The organism is Microbacterium sp. PF5 (assembly GCF_004794315.1).
Lineage (GTDB): Bacteria > Actinomycetota > Actinomycetes > Actinomycetales > Microbacteriaceae > Microbacterium > Microbacterium sufflavum.
Genome location: NZ_SSDQ01000029.1, coordinates 22,404 through 30,526 on the forward strand (window position 1 = coordinate 22,404; position 8,123 = coordinate 30,526).

Annotated in this window: 6 protein-coding genes; 5 read left to right on the forward strand and 1 reads right to left on the reverse strand. The window is 69.6% G+C overall.

Annotation, left to right across the window (positions count from 1 at the left end):
• Nucleotides 1–5: 5 nt before the first annotated feature.
• From DW297_RS00730 to DW297_RS00750, 5 genes are all read left to right on the forward strand, one after another.
• Nucleotides 6–938: a 4-(cytidine 5'-diphospho)-2-C-methyl-D-erythritol kinase gene (locus DW297_RS00730; RefSeq protein ID WP_136028595.1), complete on the forward strand. Its 933-nt coding sequence runs from the start codon at nt 6–8 to the stop codon at nt 936–938.
• Between the two features lie 118 nt (nt 939–1,056).
• On the forward strand, nt 1,057–2,070 hold the full coding sequence (locus tag DW297_RS00735) for a LacI family DNA-binding transcriptional regulator (RefSeq protein ID WP_136028596.1): 1,014 nt from the start codon (nt 1,057–1,059) through the stop codon (nt 2,068–2,070).
• A gap of 257 nt (nt 2,071–2,327) precedes the next feature.
• Entirely contained in the window at nt 2,328–3,869 is a 1,542-nt protein-coding gene (gene mmsA, locus DW297_RS00740; RefSeq protein ID WP_136028601.1) for a multiple monosaccharide ABC transporter ATP-binding protein, read from the forward strand.
• A complete protein-coding gene (gene mmsB, locus DW297_RS00745) occupies nt 3,866–5,239 on the forward strand; it encodes a multiple monosaccharide ABC transporter permease (RefSeq protein ID WP_136028597.1) in 1,374 nt (457 codons plus the stop codon). The genes mmsA and mmsB overlap by 4 nt, the downstream gene beginning before the upstream one ends.
• Nucleotides 5,240–5,298: 59 nt before the next feature.
• Nucleotides 5,299–6,417, forward strand: coding sequence for a substrate-binding domain-containing protein (locus tag DW297_RS00750; RefSeq protein ID WP_136028598.1), 1,119 nt, complete (start codon nt 5,299–5,301; stop codon nt 6,415–6,417).
• Between the two features lie 152 nt (nt 6,418–6,569).
• On the opposite strand, the gene DW297_RS00755 is transcribed toward DW297_RS00750, so the two are convergent.
• Entirely contained in the window at nt 6,570–7,811 is a 1,242-nt protein-coding gene (locus DW297_RS00755; RefSeq protein ID WP_136028599.1) for an MFS transporter, read from the reverse strand.
• Nucleotides 7,812–8,123 lie beyond the last annotated feature (312 nt).

An 8,123-nucleotide genomic window follows, 5' to 3' on the forward strand; every position in this document is an offset into this window, starting at 1 on the left:
CGGTCATGAGCCTCGCCTCGGCCGCCGGATCCGTGCACGTGCGCGCGCCGGGGAAGATCAACGTCTACTTGGGGGTCGGCGGCCGCCACGACGACGGCTACCACGCCCTCGCGACGGTGTTCCAGGCGGTGTCGCTGTACGAAGACGTGATCGCGCGGCCGGCGGACGACTTCTCGATCACGGTGTCCGGGGTCGAGGACGACGGCTCCGTGCCGCTCGACGACCGCAACCTGGCGATGCGTGCGGCGAAGCTGCTCGCCACGGCCACCGAGCACACCGGCGGGGTGGCGCTTGAGGTGCGCAAGAGCGTTCCGGTCGCTGGCGGCATGGGGGGCGGATCGGCCGACGCCGCCGCGGCCCTGGTCGCGTGCGATGCGCTGTGGGGGACCGGTCTGTCGCCCGCGCGTCTGCACGACCTGGCGGCGCGGCTCGGCGCCGACGTCCCGTTCGCCCTGCACGGCGGCACGGCGGTGGGCACGGGGCGCGGTGATCAGCTGAACCCCGCGCTCGCGCGTGGCCGCTTCGACTGGCTGCTGGTGACGAGCGAGCAGGGCCTGTCGACGCCGGTGGTGTACGAGCGGCTCGACCTGCTGCGCGAGGAGGAGGGTGCGCTCGCCGATGACCCGCCGCTGTCGCTCGACGTGCCGATCCCGGTGCTCCAGGCGCTGCGCACCGGAGACCCGCGCCAGCTCGCCGATGCCTTGCACAACGACCTGCAGGCGGCGGCGCTGCGCGAGCGGCCCGACCTGGGTGACACGATCGACCGCGGGATCGCGGCGGGTGCCCTGCACGGGATCGTCTCGGGCTCCGGTCCCACGGTCGCGCTGCTCTGCCCCGATCCCGAGACCGCGCAGGACGTGCAGACCCGGCTGCGGGACGAGGGGCTGGACCCGCTGCACGTGCACGGGCCGGTGCCCGGCGCCCGCATCCTCGGCTGAGGTCTCCCGCCGCGATGTCCTCCGGCCCACCGGCCCGTGACGCCTTCGGGATGCACGGCGCGGTCGTGGCAGACATAATGAAGTGACGATGTGACCGTGCACACGCGAGGAGGCAGTGATGTCCACGTCCTCCGAGCGTGCCCGCCTGCCGAGCATCCGCGATGTCGCCCGGCTCGCGGGGGTGTCGCATCAGACGGTGTCCCGCGTGCTGAACGATCACCCCAGCATCCGGCCGGAGACCAAGGCGAAGGTGCTCGACGCGATCGCCGTGCTGGACTACCGGCCGAACCTCGCGGCGCGCGCGCTGGTGACGAGCAAGTCGAACATGCTGGGCATCCTGTCCGCCACGATCGGCGAGTTCGGCCCCACCTCGTCCATCGCCGGGATCGAGGATGCGGCGCGCGAGGAGGGCTACTCGGTCTCCACGCTCAACCTCCCCTCGACCACGCCGGAGGCCATCGGCAACGCGGTGCGCCAGCTCGAGCGGGAGCAGGTCGACGGGATCGTGGTGCTCGCGCCACAGGTGCGCGTGTTCCATGTCTTGCGCGGCATGTCCGGCGCGATGCCCTTCGTCACTCTGCAGACGGCGTCGGGCTCGGACGGCGTGAGCCTGTCGGCCGATCAGGTCGCCGGTGCCAAAGCCGCGACGGAGCACCTCATCTCGCTCGGGCACAGCGACATCCTGCACCTGGCCGGACCGCAGGACTGGATCGAGGCGGAGTCGCGCATGCGGGGCTACCTCGACGCGCTGCGCGATGCCGATCTGCCCACGTTCCCGCCCATCCGCGGGGATTGGACGGCGGACTTCGGCTACTTCGCGGGCAAGGAGCTGTCGCACCGCCGCGACTTCACGGCGGTGTTCGCGGCGAACGACCTGATGGCGATCGGACTGCTGCACGGCTTCCGCGACGCGGGGGTGCGGGTGCCGCATGACGTGAGCGTGATCGGCTTCGACGACATCCCGGTCGCGGCCCACGTGGCACCGACGCTGAGCACCGTGCACCAGGACTTCCCGGAGCTGGGCCGCCGCGCGGTGCGCATCCTGCTGGCGCAGATCCGCGGTGAGGATCCGCCCGCGTTCGGGGCGCTGCAGACGCTGCTGCGGGCTCGCGAGTCGGCCGCCGCCCGCTGAGCCGATCCGGCGCGCTCGGGGCATTCGATTCCCGCGGGCCGCGCCCCTCCACGGATCGAATCCTTTCGATCCGCCGCGCCGCCGGGATGCCCGTGTTCCTGCGGATCGCGGGGAGATCACGGTCGCGACACGGAATGCCCGCGCCGACTTGACACCGCTCCCGCGGGAGACGACGATGTATCGATGTGAACGGTCACATCGAAGGTGACCGCACGTCGCGAGGAAGATCCGTGAGCACCACTGCAACGTTGCCGACCGTGTCAGGCCCGATCCTGGAGATGCGCAGCATCACCAAGGAGTTCCCGGGGGTCAAGGCGCTCGCCGACGTCTCGATCACCGTCCGCGCCGGCGAGATCCACGCGATCTGCGGCGAGAACGGCGCCGGGAAGTCGACGCTGATGAAGGTCCTCTCCGGGGTGTACCCGTACGGCAGCTACGACGGGGAGATCCTGCTGTACGGCGAGGAGCAGCGCTTCAAGGACATCGCCGCGAGCGAGCAGGCGGGCATCGTCATCATCCACCAGGAGCTGGCGCTCATCCCCGAGCTGTCCGTCACCGAGAACATCTTCCTCGGCAACGAGATCCGCCGCTTCGGCCGCATCGACTGGCAGGCGCAGAAGGAGCGCACGATCGAGCTGCTCGCCCGCGTCGGGCTGAGCGAAGACCCCGACGTGCCGATCAAGACCCTCGGCGTCGGCAAGCAGCAGCTCATCGAGATCGCCAAGGCCCTCAACAAGGACGTCAAGCTCCTGATCCTCGACGAGCCGACCGCGGCCCTGAACGAGAACGACTCCCAGCACCTGCTCGACCTGATCCTGGGGCTCAAGGCCAAGGGCATCGCGTCGATCATGATCAGCCACAAGCTCAACGAGATCGAGCAGATCGCCGACGAGATCACGATCATCCGCGACGGCCGCACGGTCGAGACGCTCGACATCTCCCGCGGCGAGATCAACGAGGACCGCATCATCCGCGGCATGGTCGGCCGGTCGCTGGAGAGCCGCTACCCCGACCGCACGCCCGAGATCGGCGAGGTGTTCTTCGAGGTCAGGGACTGGTGGGTGCAGCACCCGACGGTGCCGGAGCGCATGGTCGTGAAGGGCTCGAACCTGAACGTGCGGCGCGGCGAGGTCGTCGGCATCGCCGGGCTCATGGGCGCGGGGCGCACCGAGCTCGCCATGAGCATCTTCGGTCGCTCCTACGGCACCTACCTCTCCGGCACGCTCGTGAAGGACGGGCAGGAGATCGAACTGCCCGATGTCGCTGCGGCCATCAAGCACGGCCTCGCCTACGTGAGCGAGGACCGCAAGGTGCTGGGGCTCAACCTGCTCGACACCATCAAGCGGTCGATCGTGGCGGCGAAGCTGTCGAAGATCGCGCACAACGGGGTGGTCGACGCGCGCGAGGAGTTCGCGGTCGCCGAACGCTACCGCAAGGCGCTGCGCATCAAGACCCCCTCGGTGGAGGAGGGCGTCGGCAAGCTGTCGGGCGGCAACCAGCAGAAGGTCGTCCTCGCGAAGTGGATGTTCACCGACCCCGACCTGCTGATCCTCGACGAGCCGACCCGCGGCATCGACGTCGGCGCGAAGTACGAGATCTACGCGATCATCAACGAGCTCGCCGCCCAGGGCAAGGGCGTGATCGTGATCTCCAGCGAGCTGCCCGAGCTTCTCGGCATCTCCGACCGCATCTACACCGTGTTCGAAGGCCGGGTCACCGACTGCATCCCGGCCGACCAGGCGACCCCCGAGGACCTCATGCGCAGCATGACCTCCGCGACCCAGAAAGCATCCGCATGACCACCGACTCGACCACCGCGAAGCGCGGCTTCCACTTCAAGGACATCACGAAGATGTTCGGCGGCGGCGGCACCTCCACGCTGCGCCAGTTCGGCATCCTCGGCAGCCTCGTCGTCATCCTCGTCGTCTTCCAGGTGCTGACGTGGATCGTGAAGGGCACCGGACTCACGCTGTCGTCCGGGAACCTCATCAACGTCGTCAACCAGTACTCGTACATCCTGATCCTGGCGATCGGCATGGTGATGGTCATCATCATGGGGCACATCGACCTCTCGGTCGGCTCGGTCGCCGCGTTCACGGGCATCGTGGTGGCGAAGGCGATGCAGGACTGGAACCTTCCCTGGCCGCTCGGCATCCTGCTGGGACTGGGGGTCGGTGTGCTCGTGGGAGCCTGGCAGGGCTTCTGGGTCGCCTATGTGGGAGTGCCGGCGTTCATCGTGACCCTGGCCGGCATGCTGTTCTTCCGCGGGGCGAACCAGTGGGTCGGCGACTCGCAGTCCGTGCCCGTACCGGAGGGCTTCAAGATCATCGGCGCGGGGTACCTGCCGGAGATCGCGCTGCCGCTGCCGTTCAACATCCCGACCATGCTGCTGGCGCTCGCCGGCGTGGCGTGGATCGTGTTCTGGGAGATCCGTACGCGTCGCGTGCAGCGCAAGATGGGCTCCGACATGGCGCCGCTGTGGGTCAGCGTCACCAAGGTCGTGCTGATCTCGGCGGTCATCCTCATCGCGGGCTGGCTGTTCGCCACCGGCCGTGAGGGGACCAGCTTCCCGATCTCGGGCGTCATCCTGCTCGCCCTGGTCATCCTGTACTCGTTCATCACGAACAACACCGTGTTCGGCCGGCACATCTACGCGGTCGGCGGCAACCGGCAGGCGGCGCGCCTGTCGGGCGTGAAGGACCGCTGGGTCGACTTCTTCGTGATGATGAACATGTCGGTCCTGGCCTCGCTCGCCGGCATGATCTACGTCGCGAGGGCGACCGCGTCCGGTCCCCAGGACGGCAACGGCTGGGAGCTCGACGCGATCGCCTCGGTCTTCATCGGCGGTGCGGCCGTCTCGGGCGGCATCGGCACCGTGATCGGGTCGATCATCGGTGGTCTCGTGATGGCGTTCCTCAACAACGGCCTCGCCCTGCTCGGCGCCGGCGCCGACGTCGTGTCGATGATCAAGGGCCTCGTGCTGCTGTTCGCGGTCGGCATCGACGTGTGGAACAAGCAGCAGGGACGCCCCTCGATCACCGGCTTCCTCACGCGTCGCTTCGGCCGCAAGCAGGACCCGGCCACCGACACCTTCGATCCGACGAAGACGAACTACCCCACCAGCCAGAAGTACGAAGCCCCCGCCGTCGAGGAGACGCGCGGAAAGTAAGGGCCGCGTCGCGCAGCGCACGCGCGACGAGACCTGCACACACCAGAGAAAGAGATCACATGAAGAAGATTCTTCTGTCGGCGACAGCGCTTGTCGTCGCGGGCGCATTCGCCCTCACCGGCTGCTCCTCGGAGCGCGGCGGTGACACGGGATCGGGTTCCGGCGATGAGGCCACGAAGGGCTTCGCCGCCGACGCCACGATCGGTGTCGCCCTCCCGGACAAGACCTCGGAGAACTGGGTCCTGGCCGGTGACCTGTTCAAGACCGGTCTCGAGAAGGCGGGATTCAAGGCCGACGTGCAGTACGCGCCGGCCAGCAACACGGTCGCCGAGCAGCAGAACCAGATCCAGGCGCTCGTCACGGGTGGTGCCAAGGTCATCATCATCGGCGCGAAGGACGGCAAGCAGCTCACGACCCAGGTCGAGGCCGCGCGCGACGCCGGTGTCGCCGTCATCGCGTACGACCGCCTGATTGAGAACACCGACGCGGTGGACTACTACGTCGCGTTCGACAACTTCGAGGTCGGCAAGCTCCAGGGCCAGGCGCTCCTCGACGGTCTCGCCGAGCGCGCGGGCCACGAGGCGCCGTACAACATCGAGCTGTTCTCGGGTTCGCCGGACGACGCCAACTCCGCCGTGTTCTTCAACGGCGCGATGGAGGTGCTGCAGCCGAAGATCGACGACGGCACGCTGAACGTCGTCTCCGGGCAGACCGAGATCTCTCAGACGGCGACCGAGGGCTGGAAGCCGGAGAACGCCCAGCGCCGCATGGACTCGATCCTCACGTCCAGCTACGGCTCGGAGACGCTCGACGGCGTCCTGTCCCCGAACGACACGCTCGCGCGCGCCATCATCACCTCGGCGCAGCAGGCCGGCAAGCCCGTCCCGGTCGTCACGGGTCAGGACTCCGAGGTCGAGTCGGTGAAGTCGATCATGGAGGGCGTCCAGTACTCCACGATCAACAAGGACACCACGCTGCTCGTGGAGCAGGCCATCAAGATGGTCGGCCAGCTGCAGAAGGGCGAGGAGGTCGACGTCAACGACACCGACCAGTACGACAACGGCAAGAAGGTCGTTCCGGCCTACCTGCTCCCGCCGGTCATCGTGACCAAGGAGAACGCGGCCGAGGCGTACGCCAACGTGCCGAGCCTCCTCGAGATCGTGAAGTCGTACCAGTAACACGATCCGCACCGCGCACGAGCCGTCCGTCCCTTCCGGGGCGGGCGGCTCGTCCGCATGGGGGCCCGTGTCTGTACGGCGCCCGCGTCACGGGGCTGTGTCGGTCGCGGCGCCCGTGACGCCAGCGCACCGGCGCCGATCACGAGGTCGCGTCACGAGGTGCGCGTCATGGAGGCGCGGGTGAGGAGCAGGAGGGTGAGGGCGATCCCGGTGAGGGCGACCGCGACCCAGACCGGTCCGAGAGGTCCGGTGCCGGTCGCCAGTGCCGCGGCTCCGAGCACGGGGCCCGCGGCCGCTCCGACGTTCAGGGCTGCGGTCGCGGCGGAGCCGGCCATGGTCGGTGCCGCGGTCGCGGCGTACAGCACCCGTGTGACCAGGGTGCTGCCCACCCCGAACGACAGCACCCCCAGCACGAGCACGCCGGCGAGCAGAGCCGCGGGGTGGATCGCGAGGAGCGCGAACGCCGTCCAGCCGGCGAGCAGCAGCGGTCCGCCGATGCCGACCACCAGCCCGGGGTGCCGGTCGGAGAGTCGCCCAGCGACGGTCACACCGACGAACGACCCGACGCCGAACAGCACCAGGACGATCGCCACCCATCCCTCGGCCAGGTGCGCGGTCTCGGTCACGATCGGCGCGAGGAACGTGAAGGCGGCGAACGTGCCGCCGTTGATCAGCGCCGCGAGCGCCAGAGCGATGGCGACCGGTCGGGTGCCGAAGACGCGCAGCTCGGCACGCAGGGTCGGCGCGGCCGCGGGCGCGGGCGCGGGTGTGGGCGCTGGTGTGGGTGTGGGTGTGGGTGTGGGCGCGGGCGCGGGTGTGGGTGTGGACTCTGGCCGGTATGGAGCGATCACGCGCGCGGGGACGCCGCGGACGATCCCGAGGAGGGCGGGCACGCAGAGCAGCGCGACTGCCCAGAAGGTGGCGCGCCACCCCCAGGCCGCGCCCAGCACGGTGCCCGCGGGAACGCCCGCGACCGTGGCGACGGTGGTGCCGGCCAGGAGCACCGAGACCGCGCGCCCGGTCTGGCCGGGCGGCACCAGCGACGTCGCGGTGCGCAGGGCGACGGCGAGGAAGCCGGCGTTGGCGATCGCGCTCACCACTCGCGTGAGGAGCAGGATCTCGAACGATGTGGTGAGGGCGCCGAGCACGTGGCACGCGCCGAACGCGAGCAGGCACAGGAGCAGGGTGAGGCGAGGCGGCCGTCCGCGCGCGAAGGCCGCCATCACCGGGGCGCCCACGACCATTCCGATCGCGAAGGCGGAGGTGAGCAATCCCGCTGATCCGACGGGGATGGCGAGGTCGTCGGCGATCGCGGGGAGGAGCCCGGCGAGCATGAATTCGGACGTGCCCATGACGAACACCGTCAGGGCGAGGGAGTAGAGGGCAAGAGGCATCGAGGACTCCGAGGTGAGAGAGCAGAAGAGGTCTTCTGGTCACCACGGCCAGCCCGGTGCGACGGGTGCGACGGGGGAGCGCCCGCCCGGGGGCGGATGCGACGAGTCAGCGAGTGTCGGGGCTGGCGGTGCGACCGGCAGCCCCCGACCTGTCTGATTCGGGGCTCGACATGCTTCCACTCTAGGGGGAGGCGCACCGCAGACTCCTGCCGCGCTCGCCGCACCCACCGCGCTCGCCGCACCTGCCGCGCTCGCCGCACTCGCTGCACCCACCGCTCGCCGCACCTGCCGCACTCGCTGCACCCACCGCTC

Coding starts and splice junctions, on each gene's coding strand:
- DW297_RS00755 (WP_136028599.1), bottom strand. CDS start 7,811: ATGCCTCTTGCCCTCTACTCCCTCGCCCTGACGGTGTTCGTCATGGGC.
- DW297_RS00730 (WP_136028595.1), top strand. CDS start 6: ATGAGCCTCGCCTCGGCCGCCGGATCCGTGCACGTGCGCGCGCCGGGG.
- DW297_RS00735 (WP_136028596.1), top strand. CDS start 1,057: ATGTCCACGTCCTCCGAGCGTGCCCGCCTGCCGAGCATCCGCGATGTC.
- mmsB (WP_136028597.1), top strand. CDS start 3,866: ATGACCACCGACTCGACCACCGCGAAGCGCGGCTTCCACTTCAAGGAC.
- DW297_RS00750 (WP_136028598.1), top strand. CDS start 5,299: ATGAAGAAGATTCTTCTGTCGGCGACAGCGCTTGTCGTCGCGGGCGCA.